We start from the raw sequence: 17,925 nt of genomic DNA on the forward strand, positions 1-17,925 counted from the left end.
ACCACTGAATTTATTCCAAAGGGAAACTGGAGGAGGAGTGCAGCATATTCAGAGAAAGGCACAAGTCATTTAGTTATCAAAATGCGACTTATGGCAAATAGAAATATTTGTGCAATAGTGTCAGGTGAAAAGATGTGTATGAGGGTAAAAGCTAAACTGCTTGAATGATAGTCAGAGGTTAGGAATATGGCATCCTATGACGGAAGATAACTATTAACGTCAGAAATCAAGGCAAGTGTAAAGTTGTTACTTATAGTTGTGTAATACTCTTGATTAACTAGCTATTGGATAATAGAAAATGACGAAAGTCATACCCGACAACATATCAAGCTAATTCTGCAAGTCTAAACGGAGATTTCCTAAACAGGCAAAATGCTTGCAAGGAAACAGAGTTTTCATAGTAGTTAGAGATAGGGAAAGCCTATTACAAGGCGAAGGGAAACAGTTTGTTTTTAATTACAGTACAAAGAAAGGTGCGTGAGGCACTATGAGAAATCCTAGTATCGTATTAAAGAGTTTGAGTGAAAATTCGTGTAAAAAAAGGATATAAATTCCAAAGACTATATAGAAATTTGTACAATATTGAGTTTTACTTTAAAGCCTATGCAAACATCTATGGAACAGATGGAAGTATGACAGCAGGGATTGATGGACAAACGGTAGATGATATGAGTATAAAAAGAATGGAAGCAATAATCAGTTCATTAAAAGACCATAGTTATAAGCCTAATCCTGTAAGACGGACATATATCGAAAAAGAGAATAGCACAAAAAAGCGACCTTTAGGAATCCCGTCAGCAAATGATAAATTGATACAGGAAGTAGTCAGAATGTTACTTGAAAGCATATATGAACCTTGTTTTTCTGAGAATTCACACGGTTTTAGACCGAATAGAAGTTGTCATACAGCATTAAAAAGCATTGATAGAACGTTTTTGGGGGTAAACTGGTTTATTGAGGGTGATATTAAAGCGTGCTTTGATAGCTTTGACCACCATATATTAATAGACATCCTCCGTAAAAGAATTGATGACGAGTATTTTATATCACTAATATGGAAATTTCTAAAAGCAGGCTATATGGAGCAATGAAAGTATAACCATACATATAGCGGAACACCTCAAGGAAGTGGAATCAGTCCAATACTTGCTAATATTTACCTTAATGAGTTGGATAATTATATTGCTGAATATAAAAGCAATTTTGATGTTGGAAGTAGTAAATATCAAAAAAAGAACCCGGAATATAATCATAACCGACATAAATATGAAAATAAGAAAAAGGAAAACAATAAGCATTGGTGGAAGTTCACGGAACTTGAAAAGAAGCAGGCAACAAAAGAACTTAAAATACTTGAAGAAATATACAAAACAACAAGATGCACCGAAGTACGTGATAATGGATATAAGCGAATACAATATTGCCGATATGCAGATGACTTTATAATTGGAGTAATAGGCAGTAAAGATGACGCAAAAAAAATAAAATTAGATATAAAAGATTTTTTTGGTGAAAAGCTTAAACTCACACTGTCAGAGGAAAAGACAAAAATTACACATACAACTAAGATGGCAAGATTTTTAGGCTATGATATAGCCATATCACACAGCAATCAATTACAATACAACAATAATGGAGTAAAACAACGACAACACAGGGGTACTGTAAAAATGTATGTACCGAAAGAAAAATGGGTAGACAAACTAAGAGAATACAAAGCATTCAAGATAATAAATGGCGAAAAAGAAATTTGGAAACCAATTCATAGGGGTGAATTATTCAATCTTGAGGATATTGACATAATAACCCAATATAATGCAGAAATTAGAGAACTGTATAATTATTATAGACTTGCGGACAATGTGTCGGTATTAAACTACTTTAGCTATTTTATGGAATATAGTATGTATAAGACATATGCTAGTAAATATCAAGTTTCAATGAGTAAAATAATTACACAACACAAAATAGATGGAGTGTTCGGCATAAATTATCAAACAAAAGCAGGGAAGAAAAGGTGTGAATTTTATAATCAAGGTTTTAAAAAGGATGACAAATGCTTATATAGGGCAGATATTCTACCACAATATGTAAAGTATAAAAGACCAAACAGTATAATTGCAAGACTAAAAGGTGGTATATGTGAATTATGTGGCAAAAAAACGGATGATGTAAGAATGCACCAAATCAAGAGATTGAAGGACTTAAATGGTAAGAATGATTGGGAACAGATTATGCTTAAAAAAAGGCGAAAGACATTAGCCGTATGCTATAAATGTCATACTAAAATACACGAACAATAAACCAAACTTATAACAAATGGAGAGCCGTATACATCGAGAGGTGTACGTATGGTTCGGGGGAGAGTTACGCCTAAAACCTACTATAAGAGCAAGGCGTAGGCGGGCTTATCCCATACGGAACAATTAGAGCACTTATCAAGTTATGAAGCACAGGTTAACTACTATACTGCTTATATAAATAGTAATCCTGAATATGAATTCGCTGGAGTATTTGCAGATGAAGGGATTTCAGGAGCAAACACTAAAAAGAGAGAACAATTTAATAAAATGATAGAGGAATGCAGGGCTGAAAATAATGGGGAAGTTCCAAAGTATTATGTTGAGGAAAGTCATCCTGCCATAATAGATAGGGAGACATGGGAAGCTATACAGTTTGAAATGGAGAGGAGAAAAGCTTTTGCAAAAAAGTATGGGATAGTAAAATTAGATTATACTACGGTTGATAATCCCTTTGCAGGAAGAGTTATCTACGGACGCTGCGGCAGCGTTTTTGGGAGAAAGGTATGGAACTCCACAGATGAAAGATTACGAAGGGTGGTTTGGAGGTGAATTGATGTCATCTTGACCGTTTTTTCATTTTTATTAATAATAATTTCGATATCCTTTTAAGTATTTATGAGCATGTTGATAATCATTTTTATATGTGTTATACTGAAACAAATATTTAGAAAAGAGGTATAAGAATGTTTATTGTTAAAATGAGACTCCGTTATTTAGTTTAATACAAATAACTAAATAAAAAATAAGGTAAAAAAACCTATAGTTTTAGGTTTATTTGTTGTACCTTATTTTCGGATTCTTACAATGAACATTCATATACTTTTATCGTATCCTATTATAGACATTAAGTGTGACTGCCTTAGTGTAGTTTTTGATGTCCTATATTTTTTATAGAGATATAAGGGTTGCAGGTGAATTATGTTCATTTGCAACCCTTTTTTGCGTTGAATGGTCATTTTCAAGAATTCACATCGAATTAATTAATGAGGTGAATTTGAGAATATGTGTATAAATAATATTAAGAAAAAAGATAGAATTAGAGAATTGATACAGAAAAATAAGAGCTTTTTTAAATGTCCTGTATGCAATGGGTCAATGGTTATGAATGATTTCGGAAGTTTAACTTGTAATTCTAGGCATAACTTTGACTTATCTAAAAAAGGGTATCTGAATTTATTAACATCAAGTAATGCTCTTGTATATTCAAAGGAATTATTTGAAGCAAGACATAGAGTTTGTGAAGTTGGCTTCTATGACCTTTTGATTGATGAACTTACGAAAATAATTGATGAATACAAAAAATCTGTGGATTATAAAAAAATGAACATTTTAGATGTAGGATGCGGTGAAGGGTTCCATATTTACAGTATCTTTCAAAAGGTTAAAGAAAACCAGAACAACACTTATGTAGAAGTAGATATTTCAAAAGACAGTATTAACATTGCTGCAAGAAACAATGCTGATATTATTTGGTGTATAGCAGACTTAGCAAGACTACCTTTTCAAAATAAGAGTTTTGATGTTATTTTAAATATACTATCTCCTGCTAATTACGGTGAATTCGAGAGAATATTAAATGACAAAGGAATTGTTATAAAAGTGGTTCCACGGTCTAATTATCTTAAAGAATTACGTGAAACAATTTATATTGATAATGATGTCTCTGACTATTCCAATAGTAAAGTAATTAATTATTTTAAACAAAAGCTAGATGTTGAGGACATTCAAAATATCAACTATAAATTTGATATTAGTAAGGAGTTTTTACCGCATTTCATTAAAATGACACCATTAACTTGGGGGAAAAGCACTGAAAGATTAAATGATGTATACAAAAAGAATATATCTTCAATAACTGTAGATTTAACATTAATAATTGGTACTAAGAAAAAATAAATTGATCACTAGATAGAGGAGGTTTGTATAAGACTTAAATGAAAATTTTTGAAGGAGGAATATTTATGTATTATATTTTCATATAATCCTTTCTGCTTAAATCGCAGGGTTTTCCCTGCGAACAGGTAAATGAAAACATGCGATTTTAGACAGGAGGAAAGAAAATGGAATTAATAATAAAAGCAAAAGATCTTCGTATTGAATACACAGGGCGTGAGGTTTTAGATATAGATGAATTAGAGTTATATCACTATGACCGTATTGGTTTGGTTGGAGCAAATGGGGCAGGAAAAAGTACCTTACTAAAGGTGCTTTTGGGGGAATTAACTTCACCGGGATGTAAAATCAATCGTCTTGGAGAATTTGCCTATATCCCTCAGTTGGATGAAGTAACTTTGCAGGAGGAAAAAGATTTCGCACTTATAGGCAAACTTGGTGTTGGGAAATTAGAGGTACAGTCCATGAGCGGTGGTGAAGAAACAAGACTTAAAATAGCACAGGCTCTTTCAAAGCAGGTACATGGTATTTTGGCGGATGAACCTACCAGTCATTTAGACCGTGAAGGAATAGATTTTTTAATCGGACAGTTAAAATATTTTTCTGGTGCATTGCTAATTATCAGCCATGACCGCTATTTCCTTGATGAGGTGGTAGATAAAATATGGGAACTGAAAGACGGTAAAATCACGGAGTATTGGGGGAACTATTCTGATTATCTTCGTCAGAAAGAGGAAGAATATAAAAGCCAGGCTGTAAAATACGAAAAGTTTGTTGAAGAACGTGACCGACTGGAACAGGCGGCTGAGGAAAAACGAAAACAAGCACAAAAAATAGATCAGAAAGCAAAAGGTACTTCTAAGAAAAACAAATCTGAAAGCGGTGGACGTTTGGCTCATCAGAAAACAATGGGAAGTAAGCAAAAAACATTGTATAATGCTACTAAGTCTATGGAACATAGGATTGCAGCTTTGGGGAAGGTGGAAGCTCCTGAAGATATTCGGACTATTCGTTTCCATCAGAGTAAAGCATTGGAGCTTCATAATCCATATCCGATTTGTGGGACAGAAATTAATAAAAGTTTCGGGTATAAAGTGTTGTTTGAAAAGGCATCTTTTAGCATCCCACTTGGAGCAAAAGTGGCGCTGATCGGTGGTAATGGTGCAGGAAAAACAACTTTGATCCAAATGATCTTAAACCATGAAGATGGTATTTCGATTTCACCTAAGGCTGAAATAGGTTACTTTGCCCAAAATGGTTATAAATATAACCGTAATCAAGAAGTTATGGAATTTATGCAGGAAGATTGTGATTATAATGTGTCAGAAATCCGTTCAGCGCTGGCCTCCATGGGTTTTGTACAAAATGATATTTGCAAAAGGTTATCTGTTTTAAGCGGCGGCGAAATTATTAAATTGCTGCTGGCTAAAATGCTAATGGGTAGGTATAATATCTTGTTAATGGACGAACCGAGTAACTTCCTTGACTTGCCAAGTTTAGAGGCTCTGGAAATGCTGATGAAAGGGTATGCTGGAACCATTGTGTTTAGCACCCACGACAAACAACTGCTTGATAATGTGGCTGATGTGATTTATGAAATCAAAGATAAGAAATTGAACCTAATTCGATAAATTATTTTATCTGTATATAAGAGATGAAAAAGGAGGTAGCATCTTATGATAGGACCAGATAAGAAGAAACTATATCCAAATGAAAGTATTAAGACAGTATGCTATATAAGTAATTTGCCTAAAAGATCCAATGTTGAGATCGGAGATTACACTTACTATAGTGATAATAAAAAATCTCCAGAGAAATTTTATGATAATATAGAGCACCACTATGAATTCTTGGGGGATAAACTTATTATAGGCAAGTTCTGTGCAATTGCAGAGGGTGTTAAGTTTATCATGAATGGTGCAAACCACAGAATGGATGGAATTACAACTTATCCTTTCAATATCTTTGGTAGTGGTTGGGAAAGGGTCACTCCAACAGTAGAACAGCTGCCTTTTAAGGGAGATACAGTGATTGGCAATGATGTATGGATAGGTCAAAATGTAACTATTATGCCGGGAGTTAAAGTAGGTGATGGTGCGATTATTGCTGCTAATTCTACTGTAGTAAAAAGTATTGAACCGTATACAATTTATGGAGGCAACTCGGCCAAATTAATTAAGAAACGCTTCAGTGATGAAAAAGTTGAACTTTTACTAAAGCTTCAATGGTGGAATTGGAAAGAAGACAAGATATTTAATAATCTTGAAAAGTTAACATCGGAAGATGGTTTGGATCAATTAATGAAAGAATATTGTTGAACTATAAGTTCTATGGAATTTGCGTAAATGTATAAATCAATAAAATTGCACGCCCCCTTACTTTAGGGGGCATACCTTTACGCAAAATCAATACTATTGCGTCTTATATAATTGGAAATATGAATGCTTCAAAGTACTTTTCCACTTTTTCAGGAGTTTCCTTCATACCATTATGCATCCACCATTTAACTAAGTCAACAAAACTTCCTGAAATATGATTAATCAATAATTCATCTGGAATGGATGAACTCTTAGTAGTTCTGACATTTAGAAGATAATTAGTAATGTAACGTGAAAACTGTTGTCTTATATAGTTCCAAAATAGGTCGCTGCTTTCACAGCAAAGAACTCCTTTTAAATTCTTCTCATCATCCTTTAAATGATAAAGGATATGAGTAAGTGAGGTGTTTGATTGCCCTTTGCTTAACGAGAAATCGTGAGTTTCTTCTGCTTGTAGGTCATCTGAAAATATGTGATTAAATAATTTTTGACACATTTCTTTTAGTAAATCATCTTTTGTTTCAAAGTGGGCATAAAAAGTGCTGCGCCCTATGTTAGCTTCATCTATAATTTCTTGAATTGTAATTTTTGAGTAACTTTTTTTAGATAAGAGTTTGTTAAATGCAGCAAAGATGGCAGTATGTGTTTTTTGCATTCGTCTATCCATAATAGCCTCCATAATCATACAAATTTTTTAAAATGTTCAGTATCGTACAAAATGAGAATTCTGGTTGTTGAAGTAAATAGCTTGCAAAGTTATACTAGATACAGAACAAAGTGTACGATAACATACTTATTGTATGATACTAAATAAAATTTATCAAGTATGTTTATACTAAGAGGGTGGCTGTTATGGAAAAAATAAAGCTATGGTTTACAGATAATGATAAGAGAAGAATATTTATGACGGTAATATCAGGTATTTCATTAGCAATAAGTCTTGGTGGATGGCTGAAAAGTGCCATTCCTTTCGATATTGCATGGGTGTCAGTTATTTTATGTGGGATACCAATTGTTTTTGGTGCAGTGAATGCATTGATTAACGAACATGATATAAAGGCAGATGTGCTTGTATCCATGGCACTATTGGGGTCATTATTCATAGGAGAATGGTTTGCAGCAGGAGAAGTTGCTTTTATTATGCAGATAGGGTCTATTTTGGAAGATGTAACAGCAGCGAAGGCAAGAGCTGGAATTGAAAAATTGATTAAATTAACACCTAAAACAGCAAGAATAAGACGTAATGGAAAAGAGCAAATCGTTCAAGCAGAAGATGTACATGTTGGTGATACAGTTATTGTGCTTGCAGGAGAAACAGTACCTGTAGATGGGATTATTGTTTCAGGAAACACTGCGATAGATCAGTCTGTTATGACAGGAGAATCTATTCCTGTGGACAAGACTACAGGAGATGATGTGACTAGTGGAACTATTAATCAATATGGAACTTTTGAAATGGAAGTTACCAAAGAAGAAAAGGACAGTTCATTGCAGAGAATGATACAGATTGCAAAGGAGGCAGATGCAAATAAGGCGCCAATTGTATCTCTTGCTGATAAATGGGCAACATGGATGGTGATTATTTCTTTTCTTATATCTGTAATAACATGGTTAGCTACAGGTGAATTGATTCGTGCAGTTACAGTTCTAGTTGTGTTTTGTCCTTGTGCATTTATTCTTGCAACACCAACGGCTATCATGGCAGGGATTGGAAATGCAACAAAATATGGAATTCTCGTACGTTCAGGTGATGCGTTGGAGAGATTATCAAAAATAAAATATGTGGCTTTTGATAAGACAGGAACACTTACGAATGGAACACCAAAGGTTGTAGCAATTAAAAGTCTGACAGATAATTATAAGGAAGATGACATATTAAGGATTGCAGCTTCAGTAGAAAAATATTCAGAACATCCACTGGGACAAGCAATATGTAGGACTTATGAATCAGAACATAAACTTGATGAAAAAATATCTGATTTTGAAATTATTGCTGGGCAAGGGGTACAATGTGTTATAAATGGTAAGGTGGTTTTCGCAGGAAAATCAGCATTACTTGAGGCAGAGGGGGTAGAAGCTAATCAAAATCAGTTAGATGCAGATAAAAAATATTTAAAAGAAGGTGCAACGGTTATTTATGTCAGTATGGACAAAGAAATTATTGGTATGATAGCGCTGGCTGATACCTTACGCAGTGACTCAAAGGATATGATTAAAAATTTGAAAGAAGAAGGTGTAGAGCCTATACTGTTAACTGGAGATAATGAAGATGCAGCTAAGCATATAGCAGCAGAGGTTGGCATCAGTAATGTAAGAGCAAATCTTCTTCCTGAAAACAAGATGAAAATTATTAAAAAATATATGAGTAAAAACAAGAATATTTGTATGATAGGCGATGGTATAAATGATGCTTTAGCACTTAGTATCTCTTATGCAGGAATTGCAATGGGTGGCATCGGAAGTGACATAGCAGTTGAATCTTCGGATGCAGTTCTTCTTAATGATGATATCAAGAGAATACCTTATCTTCTATTTATAGCAGATAAAACAATGAAAAAGGTAAGCTTTAATATAATATTCTCTATGGGCCTGAATTTCATTGCTGTTGCATTAGCCGTTACTGGTGTGCTAAATCCTATATGGGGAGCACTCGTGCATAACTTAGGTTCGGTGTTTGTCGTAGTGAATTCATCTTTATTATTAATGTTAAAAGAACCCGAGAAGAAAGGACAATAAAATAGAACTAAAAAATTAAGAGGTACTGTGAAAATAGTATCTCTTTTTTAGTTTAGGCATTCAGAAATAAGCACCTATTTTTTATAAAGGGAGTGATCTATTATACAACGAAAATATATAGAAGATTTATTATTAGATAAGTTACCAGAGTTTATGAATAGGCAACAAAAGTATTATAAAATTAGTAATATTATAAAAGAAATGTCCAAAACAGATAAAGTGATTTATAATGATTCTCAAAGCACTAAATTTTCAAAATGGAAGTTAGTAAAAAAGAATAAAGTAGCAAACGAATTTTCTTTGTAAATAAGAAGTGATGGGATTGAAATTGGTAACAAAATGGCTATTCGCCAAAGAATGAAACAGTTAGGAATGCGTTGGAGCATTAATGCGGCCCCAAGAACTAAGCATGAAAATAGCAAGGGGAATGAGGTTAAATATGCCACTTGTTCTTAAATGGAATTGTATAGTAAAAATTCAATATATGCATCTTAATATTCTGATTTATTTGCATATTTCAAGCTTTTGAAATATAATACACATAGAATTTTAGCGAGGTGATAATATTTATGGAATATTTGACTGTAAAAGAAGCGGGAGAAAAGTGGGCCATCACTGGTTGGATGGTAACATATTATTGCGTGGACAGACGAATAAAAGGCACGATTAAAAAAGGCAACCTTTGGCTTGTTCCGGCTGATGCGGAAAAGCCTGTTGATGGACGTTATAAAAAGAATAAGGCAAAGGAGATGGCGACGGCATATGAGCACTATCCTACTGATTGAGGATAACGAAAGTTTACAAAAATATATTCGGGAATACCTGAACGCTTACGGTTTTGAAGTACATGTACTAAATGACTACGATATGCTTTATAAAACAATTAGCGCAGTATCACCGAAGCTCATTCTCTTAGATATTACATTACCTAAGTTTGATGGATTCTACTACCTAAAACTGATTAGGAAACAATATTCAATCCCTGTCATAATTATTTCCGCTCGAAGTGAGGACAGCGACCAAATACGCGGAATTGAAAACGGTGCAGAAGACTATATCACAAAACCTTTTTCCATTGGCGTATTGCTTGCTAAAATAAACGCTATGTTGCGTAGAGAGTCAGAGCACCAAAAAGGTGGTATTTCTATCGGCACGCTCTGCTTGAATGAAGATACTATGCGTATATCGTACAAGGATGCAGGGACGGAGCTTTCAAAAAATGAATATCGTGTTCTTCGACTTTTGATGAAAAATGCAGGGCAAATTGTCAGCCGTGAGCAGCTTTTGGAAGAACTTTGGGACGATGTGAGTTTTGTTGACGACAATACCTTAACCGTAAATATTACTCGCGTGAAAAAGAAGCTCATGGAACTTGGTCTGGAAAATTGTATCAGCACGAAAAGAGGTGTTGGCTATGTATTTGATCCGGCTTCTGCGCAAAACAATTGATAGCGAAAGGAAAGCTATTGTTTTCTATCTCGTCAACACCGCTATGATGCTTTTGATTTTTAATCTAACTTTCACTCAGATCATTATAGCCTATCCCACTTTGATTAGCCTGACCATTTTAATTGTTTATTTGATTGTTAAAGCTGTGAGTATGCACGGCTTTTTAAACAGCTTAGACAGAGCAAAGCACAGCAAGGGCTACAAATCCAATCCCGAAACTTGCAAAGAGACCTACGTTTTTGAGATTATAGAGGAAATACATAAGAATTACAATGAAAAAATCACCACCATGAATGATAAGTTGGCAGGGCGCAATTCGATGTTTTCCAGTTTTATCCATAACATGAAATCCTCTTTGGCCGTTATTGAACTTGCTTGTGCCAATCCATCCTCAGATGCACTTGGCGATATTTCACTGGAAAATGAAAAGCTGAAAAGAAATTTGGAGCAAGCTCTGAACATTCTGCGGCTTGATGAGTTTTCAAATGATTATGTGCCGGAGCGTGTTGATCTTCACGGATTAGTTAATATGGTTATCAATGAAAAGAAACGTGACTTTATATATGCAGGCGTGTTTCCGAAACTTTATGGTGAAGTTACCTATGTCTATACTGATAAAAAGTGGTGTGCTTATATCTTAGAACAAGTCATTTCAAATGCAATTAAATACAGTCCTTCAGGTAAAAATATTTATATGGAAATAAACCCAGGTGAAAAACACACTGTACTTACAATACGTGATGAAGGCATAGGTATCGAAGCTGAAGATGTTCCAAGAGTTTTCGATTTGTTCTTCACGGGCAAAAACGGGCGAAACCATAAAGCCGCCACAGGAATAGGTCTTTTTATGGTTAAACACATTGCAAAGCAACTTGGTATTGAGGTAACTCTGACATCCGCCGTAGGTGAAGGAACAAGTGTTAGTCCTAACCTACGGACAGCTAATAACCATATAAATGGGAATTAAAATTTGTATAGAAATATTCTGAAAATAATAAAAAGCACCAATTCATAGTATAAAATTGATTTGCAGCACAATTTTACTAGAAAAGGTGGCTTAACTTGAAAGAAATTCAGGTGTTTTTGAACATGACAAAAAGACCTATTAAAATGAGGTCAAAAAAAGAGACTTATATTATTTATAATTAAAAATCAACTTATTTTCGGTGATATCTCTTGACTTACTTTTGTTACTTCAAAGCCTTGAGCTTGAAGAAATAAAATAATTCTATCTATATCAGGTTGAAAATGTCGAGAAGTGTTTTCTCTTTTTAGATATTTTTCATAAATAGAATTATCAAAGGCTTCATTTTTTAAAAGCATATTATAAATACAGGTTAAAAGCATTCTTGCTATAGCAATAATTGCTCTTTTGTGCCCACGTCTTTTCTTTATACTTTCATAACGATATTTAAAGTATGGGCAGGACTTGTTTTTTATTGCTGCATTAGCACACTGAATAAGTATTGGCTTTAAATAAGCTCCGGCACGGCTTATACGAACACTTTTCTTTTTGCCAGCACTTTCATTATTTTGTGGTGTAAGACCTGCCCAAGAACACAGATGTTTAGCATCTGGAAAGACTGACATATCCACTCCAATTTCAGAAATTATAGTTGTAGCAGATTGTGTAGTTATCCCAGGGGCAGAAGCAATAAGCTCAATTTGTGACTTAAATTCACTTGAAATTAATGAAATGGCAGTATCAAGTTGAGAAATACAATTGTTAATATAATCATAATGATTCAAGCATACAGACATCTTTGCTGTTTGATTTTTAGAGATGCTTCCTTGCATAGCAATCTTAATTTCGTCAGCCTTAGATAACATACTCTTGTGTAGAAATTGAGTATAGTCTATATCTAATTTATCAGGATGCTCCATGGCATATTTAATTATAGCTGATGATGATTTACCAAAGGTATCTGATACTACGCTTGAAATCATGATATTTGAAACTGTTAATGAATTTTGGAATCTGTTTTTCTCACTTGAACGGAAATTTGTAAGTTTAAAGCGATAGCGCATAAGGTCTCGTAGTTCTCTTATGGCCTTTGGAGGAATAAAACTTCCTTTAACTAATCCATGCTTATGTAAGTCTGCAAGCCATAGAGAATCTTTTTTATCAGTTTTTTTGCCGGGAATGTTTTTAACGTACTTTGGGTTAGCCAGAGTAATATTACAGGAATCTTCAAGTATGTTATAGATAGGTATCCAGTACTTTCCGGTGCTTTCCATACAAACTTCTTTACAGTTATGCTCAGATAACCACTCTTTTAAATGGAAAAGATTCTTTGAGTAAGTACTGAATTGTTTGGTTGCATAGGTAGTGATGTTATTCTCATTGGTTGATGTTACAGTTGCAACTACAAATTTTTTGTGAACATCAATACCGCAACAAATAGAATAAACGATTTTTAACATTTATATCACCTACAAATAAAAAAATAAAGTACACAGGTGTTGACTGAATACTCATACTTTTAAACGGTCTTTGTTTAAACAAAGATTAACTTACGTGCCCTAGGGCACACTTATTTGTACTTAAAAGAGTAATCGGCACATGTTATTATACGGATTACAGTGAAGTGCAATCACACTCACCCCGCCGTGCTCTGTAGTACACCTGTATACTTGTCTATATTATTCACAGTAATTGGTAATTTTAATCACTCTTTCATTAATTTTTGTGCCTTGAGCACAGCGAAAGGAATGAATGTTATTATGATCAATGATCAAGAATATATTACTACAGAATTAAAAAAAATACTAGAAAAAATGATAATTTTATCATCATACCGTTTAAATAACTTAATAGCTATAGTTGTAGGAATAATAGTTTCACAGTCAGTTATATTATCCAAAATATCTCAAGAGCTGAAGGATTCCTATTCTTCAGGTACAGAAGAAAGTAAAATTAAAAGATTGAGAAGATTTTTAACTAACAAGGCTATTAATTGTGAGAAAATATATGAATTCTTCGCATATAGGTTACTACAAAAGTATAAAAGTCATTCAAAGAAAATATATATAATTTTTGATCACACAACTATTATAGATAAATTTGTTATATTACAGTTTTCTTTAAAAGTGGGAAGAAGGGCAGTTCCCCTGTGGTATAAGATGTTCTTATATAAAGATGAGGGAAGTAAAGATTTCAAGTATATTAAACAAGGACTTAATTTTATACATAAAATAGTAGTTCCCTATAATTTTGATGTTACAATTTTAGCAGACAGGGGATTTAAAAGTGTCGATTTGTTTAAGTTTATAGATAAGACTTTAAAATTCAAGTATTGTATCAGGTGTACAAAAAATTTAAAAATATCAATATGCGGTAAACCAAATATAAAAAAGCTGGGAAATATAATACCTTTAAAGGGAAAGACAAGACACTTTTACAATGTAAAATTAACATCTAAAAAATATATATGCAATCTGGCAGTCTGCAGGGCAGAAAGTTCTGATGATACCTGGTTCATAGCAAATAATTTAGAACAGACCTTTTCAATTAGAGAATATAAAAAAAGATTTGATATAGAAGAAATGTTTAAAGATTTTAAATCTGGTGGGTTCAATTTAGAAGGTACCTGGACACATAATATCCAGTATGCAAGAACCTTATATTTATGCATTTGTATAGCTTACTGCTGGATGATAACCCTTGGAACATCTTGTACAAAAGATAAGAAAAATAAACTTATTGGGGCTACAAAAACATTGAGAGACAAACAGGTAAGAATCTACAGCTTATTTAGGGCTGGAGTTAAATGGTTCAAAAGATGTTATTATTCTTTAAGAAATACCTATTATTTAAAAATTGCTTTTACATTATATGAATATTAGTTCCTTTTATTTACATTGACATAAAACACTGTTATAAGTATAAATTTATACTTACATTTTAATCAATTTATTCAATAATAATCAATTAGGAATATGATTAAATCCTTGAGTATAAACATCAACATCAATCATTATACTTTAATGGAATTTTATATAAATTTACTGTCCGTAGGTCAGAGTGTTAGTCTATCTTTTCTTTCAAAATTGCAAGGTTATTGTAAGCTAGATCGATTTTAACTATGCGCCTTTTTCACTATACTATAATTACACTAATACAAGGAGATGAATTTATGGATGACATTATCAAGGTGGAAAACTTAACAAAAGTATATCACTCATTTAAGGGCGCAAAGGAGGTCCGGGCTTTACAAGACGTGAATCTCACCGTTTCTAAGGGTGAGTTTATCGGGATTATGGGACCAAGTGGCAGTGGAAAAACCACGCTTCTCAATATATTGTCTGGTATTGATACTGCAACATCAGGCAAAGTAATCATAGACGGCAAGCCCATTGATAGGCTTAAAAAAGATGAGTTGGCGCTGTTTCGCCGGCAAAGAATCGGATATATCTTTCAGGACTTCAATCTTCTTGAAAGCCTGACACTGAAAGAAAATATCGCTTTACCGCTGATTCTGGATAAAGTACCGCCGCAAAAAATTGAAGACCGCGTGAATGAACTGATGAACTTCTTCGGCATAAGCGACCTTGCCGAGAAATATCAATACCATGCTTCCGGCGGTCAGAAACAGCGCGTGGCGGCTGCGAGGGCACTTTCCACCAACCCGGCGGTATGCTTTGCCGATGAACCGACAGGTAATCTTGACTCAAAGTCGTCGGCCAATATTATGGAAATGATGACACAGATGAATCAAGAAAAAAACTGTACCATATTGATGGTTACTCACGATGCCTTTGCCGCATCCTACTGCCAGAAGATTATCTTTATCAAAGACGGTAAAATCAACATTCAAATACAGAGTTCGGGCGACAGAAAGGTCTTCTTTGACAAGATATTGGAGACCTTAAGCATAGTGGGAGGCGATAAGGAATGACATTTTGGCATATTGTGGGCAAAAACCTAAAATATAATTTAAGGCGTTTTCTTTCCTATCTTTTTGTAAACAGCTTTGTCGTTGCAGTTTTATTTTTGTACGGCAGCCTGATGTTTAATGAAATTTTAGCCCAGAACGGTTCTTTTCGGTCAGCGTCTCCTTATATTAACGCGGCAGCATATGCCATCCTTTTATTTTCCATCGTTTTTGTAGCATATACAGGTATATATTTTGTAAAATCGAGAAGCCGTGAATTTGCACTATATCTCACTTTAGGCATGACGGACAGAGACTTAATACGAATGATTTATATAGAGAGCCTTGTCATTGTTGCCGGATCTATGGTTCTCGGTATGCTTTCCGGACTTTTGCTGTCAAAATTGTTTTATATGATACTTGGCAGAATATTAAGCTTCACCGGGTTCAGCTATAACGATATTTACTATATAGACTACAGAACCTTTTTGCTGAGCTTTGGTGTTTTTATCCTTGTCTTCCTTTTTAACATGCTTTTTACCAACATCTTTATCCGCAGACTCTCTATTGTACAGATGATGAAGTCCTCCAGCACCAAAGGCGTTTTCAAGTCACGTCCAGTTGTTGGTGCAGTTGCTACCGTTATATGCATTTTTTCAACGTTCTTTTTTCACGAGTTTTTAGCCAGAAGTGAATGGGCCAGGGATATTACAAGCAATCATCCCGTACTGATCCCATTGTTTACCTTCTTTGTTGTCATCGTATCGTTGTATTTTTTAATAGCTTTTGGTATTGATATTGTGAGATATTTTAGTAAGCGATTTCCTGCATTTTATAACAGAAACATTTTGACTTTTGGAAGTCTCAGTCACCGATTTTTTTCCTATAAAGTAACATTGTATATCGTTTCGCTATTAATTTTTGTGGCCATCTATTTTATGGGTATGGGCATATCAATCTATACCTATAATGATAAGACCATTAAGGAATTTGTTCCCTACGATTTTATGATTGAAACAAGCGGCAATATAAATAATATAAGCTCAGATGAGATTAAGGAACTTGTGGGAAGTGCAGGCGACGTTTTAGACACTTTTTCCGCTTTGAAATCTGCAAGCTGCCAAAATTACAGGAATACCAAGGAAGGGTTTGTCAATTATTATTTAGAAAACTATAAGGATAGTATGGTCATCAGCGAAAGCGAGTTTAACAGGCATATGGGGTTACATCTTGATGTTAAACCTGACGAATTACTGCTTGTCTATAATTCCAGTGCAAAAGCACAAGAATTCATTGACTTTGATACGGTTATCACAATTGAGCCTTGGCGAGAAGGTGTAACCCATGCAGAAGCATTTGGGGCAAATTCTACGGATATGGATACTTTTGTCCGCAAATTGGGAAATACAAAGCATTTAGTATATAGCAGAGAAAAAACAAGAAGTATGTATGCTCCTTTCATTGATTCCTATGGAAATATTGAGTATGCAGGTGTTTTGGCAGATGTAGTTGACGACAAGGTGTATGCAGAGCTGAAAGCCAAGACAGAAACCGCCTATTTGTTTAGTCTGAAATCAGGTGATGGCAAAAAGGTTTTTAATGCCATACTTGACGGGCTGCGCAAGATAAATGGTGCTGATGAAAGCTTATGGGAAAGCTCCAGCTTAGTATTTGGTGTAAAAGACGATATAACCAATTTGCGACCAATTTACAAGCAAGAACGCTTTGATATGGCGTTTGGTATTGGTGGGTTTACGTTCTTTGCGTTTAGCTTCATAGGATTTTTATTCTTACTGTCATCAGGTATTGTATTGTATTATAAAATTGTTACTGATATTGATGAAGAAAAAGAACAGATTGTGATACTAAAAAGAATAGGAGTAAACGACAAAGAGTGTAGAAGATACCTGACAACACACTTGGCAATCCTTTTCTTTACCCCTCTTATCATAGGCGTCATTTTAGGAACGGTATACATGCATGCAGAACTTGTGTTTAGCCCTTATGTGGGCTATATGATGGGCTTCATATGGATAATAATAGGGGTAATCGCGGCTTTGGACGCACTTCTTTATCTGTCGCTTAGGAAAAAATTTTTTAGAGGCGTTGAAGTTTGATAAAAAATTTCTCTTTATAATAAAGTATTTCCTTAATAAAAATCTCAACAATTTTGAAGCAGCACAAAAGAATGGTTAAAACATATATTTACAAGAATGGTAAAATTTACATCAGAAGTATTGAAGCTACTAACGGTGATTAACCTTCTTCTCGATTTTAAGGGGGTCTAACTTTTACGCAGAACCAAGGATATTTGTGTTAAGGTATAGGTTTTGCGTATTTGTTTATGTTGAT

13 protein-coding genes and 2 pseudogenes are annotated in these 17,925 nt (G+C 34.1%); 13 read left to right on the top strand and 2 right to left on the bottom strand.

From position 1 onward, the window contains the following. Positions 1-487: 487 nt before the first annotated feature. The 6 genes and pseudogenes from AB3K27_RS02465 (at position 488) to AB3K27_RS02490 (ending at position 6,514) form a co-directional block, all read left to right on the top strand. A pseudogene (locus tag AB3K27_RS02465) lies at positions 488-2,303 on the top strand (reverse transcriptase domain-containing protein). Between the two features lie 174 nt (positions 2,304-2,477). Further along, positions 2,478-2,537: pseudogene (locus AB3K27_RS02470) on the top strand (hypothetical protein); the annotation flags it as partial. Positions 2,538-2,570: 33 nt separating this feature from the next. Beyond that, positions 2,571-2,852, top strand: coding sequence for a recombinase family protein (locus AB3K27_RS02475; protein WP_368489674.1), 282 nt, complete (start codon positions 2,571-2,573; stop codon positions 2,850-2,852). Positions 2,853-3,305: 453 nt separating this feature from the next. Beyond that, complete coding sequence (locus tag AB3K27_RS02480; protein WP_368489675.1) at positions 3,306-4,199, top strand: methyltransferase domain-containing protein; 894 nt, start codon at positions 3,306-3,308, stop codon at positions 4,197-4,199. A gap of 164 nt (positions 4,200-4,363) precedes the next feature. Continuing rightward, on the top strand, positions 4,364-5,827 hold the full coding sequence (locus AB3K27_RS02485) for an Msr family ABC-F type ribosomal protection protein (protein ID WP_368489676.1): 1,464 nt from the start codon (positions 4,364-4,366) through the stop codon (positions 5,825-5,827). Between the two features lie 45 nt (positions 5,828-5,872). After that, on the top strand, positions 5,873-6,514 hold the full coding sequence (locus tag AB3K27_RS02490) for a Vat family streptogramin A O-acetyltransferase (protein WP_368489677.1): 642 nt from the start codon (positions 5,873-5,875) through the stop codon (positions 6,512-6,514). 103 nt (positions 6,515-6,617) lie between these two features. Here AB3K27_RS02490 and AB3K27_RS02495 read toward each other — a convergent pair whose 3' ends face one another. Then, positions 6,618-7,181 (bottom strand): TetR/AcrR family transcriptional regulator, encoded by a 564-nt coding sequence (locus AB3K27_RS02495; protein ID WP_368489678.1) that lies wholly within the window; start codon positions 7,179-7,181, stop codon positions 6,618-6,620. Between the two features lie 185 nt (positions 7,182-7,366). Here AB3K27_RS02495 and AB3K27_RS02500 point away from each other — a divergent pair, with 185 nt between their 5' ends. The 4 genes from AB3K27_RS02500 (at position 7,367) to AB3K27_RS02515 (ending at position 11,666) form a co-directional block, all read left to right on the top strand. Then, positions 7,367-9,250: a heavy metal translocating P-type ATPase gene (locus AB3K27_RS02500; protein ID WP_368489679.1), complete on the top strand. Its 1,884-nt coding sequence runs from the start codon at positions 7,367-7,369 to the stop codon at positions 9,248-9,250. Positions 9,251-9,819: 569 nt separating this feature from the next. After that, positions 9,820-10,035 carry a DNA-binding protein gene (locus AB3K27_RS02505; RefSeq protein WP_368489680.1) on the top strand — a complete coding sequence of 72 codons (216 nt, stop codon included), beginning with the start codon at positions 9,820-9,822 and terminating at the stop codon, positions 10,033-10,035. Then, a complete protein-coding gene (locus tag AB3K27_RS02510; protein WP_368489681.1) occupies positions 10,013-10,699 on the top strand; it encodes a response regulator transcription factor in 687 nt (228 codons plus the stop codon). The genes AB3K27_RS02505 and AB3K27_RS02510 overlap by 23 nt, the downstream gene beginning before the upstream one ends. Next, a complete protein-coding gene (locus AB3K27_RS02515) occupies positions 10,665-11,666 on the top strand; it encodes an ATP-binding protein (protein ID WP_368489682.1) in 1,002 nt (333 codons plus the stop codon). The genes AB3K27_RS02510 and AB3K27_RS02515 overlap by 35 nt, the downstream gene beginning before the upstream one ends. Before the next feature lie 185 nt (positions 11,667-11,851). On the opposite strand, the gene AB3K27_RS02520 is transcribed toward AB3K27_RS02515, so the two are convergent. Then, complete coding sequence (locus AB3K27_RS02520; protein WP_368488380.1) at positions 11,852-13,123, bottom strand: IS110 family transposase; 1,272 nt, start codon at positions 13,121-13,123, stop codon at positions 11,852-11,854. 270 nt (positions 13,124-13,393) lie between these two features. Between AB3K27_RS02520 and AB3K27_RS02525 the strand changes: the two genes are divergently transcribed. The 3 genes from AB3K27_RS02525 to AB3K27_RS02535 all read left to right on the top strand — a co-directional run bounded on the left by AB3K27_RS02525 (position 13,394) and on the right by AB3K27_RS02535 (position 17,690). After that, positions 13,394-14,545 (top strand): transposase, encoded by a 1,152-nt coding sequence (locus AB3K27_RS02525; RefSeq protein ID WP_368489683.1) that lies wholly within the window; start codon positions 13,394-13,396, stop codon positions 14,543-14,545. Positions 14,546-14,835: 290 nt separating this feature from the next. Continuing rightward, positions 14,836-15,597 carry an ABC transporter ATP-binding protein gene (locus AB3K27_RS02530; RefSeq protein ID WP_368489684.1) on the top strand — a complete coding sequence of 254 codons (762 nt, stop codon included), beginning with the start codon at positions 14,836-14,838 and terminating at the stop codon, positions 15,595-15,597. Beyond that, positions 15,594-17,690 carry an FtsX-like permease family protein gene (locus tag AB3K27_RS02535; protein ID WP_368489685.1) on the top strand — a complete coding sequence of 699 codons (2,097 nt, stop codon included), beginning with the start codon at positions 15,594-15,596 and terminating at the stop codon, positions 17,688-17,690. Before AB3K27_RS02530 ends, AB3K27_RS02535 begins: the two co-directional genes overlap by 4 nt. Positions 17,691-17,925 lie beyond the last annotated feature (235 nt).

This window comes from Clostridium sp. BJN0013 (genome assembly GCF_040939125.1).
Taxonomy (GTDB): Bacteria; Bacillota; Clostridia; order Clostridiales; family Clostridiaceae; genus Clostridium_B.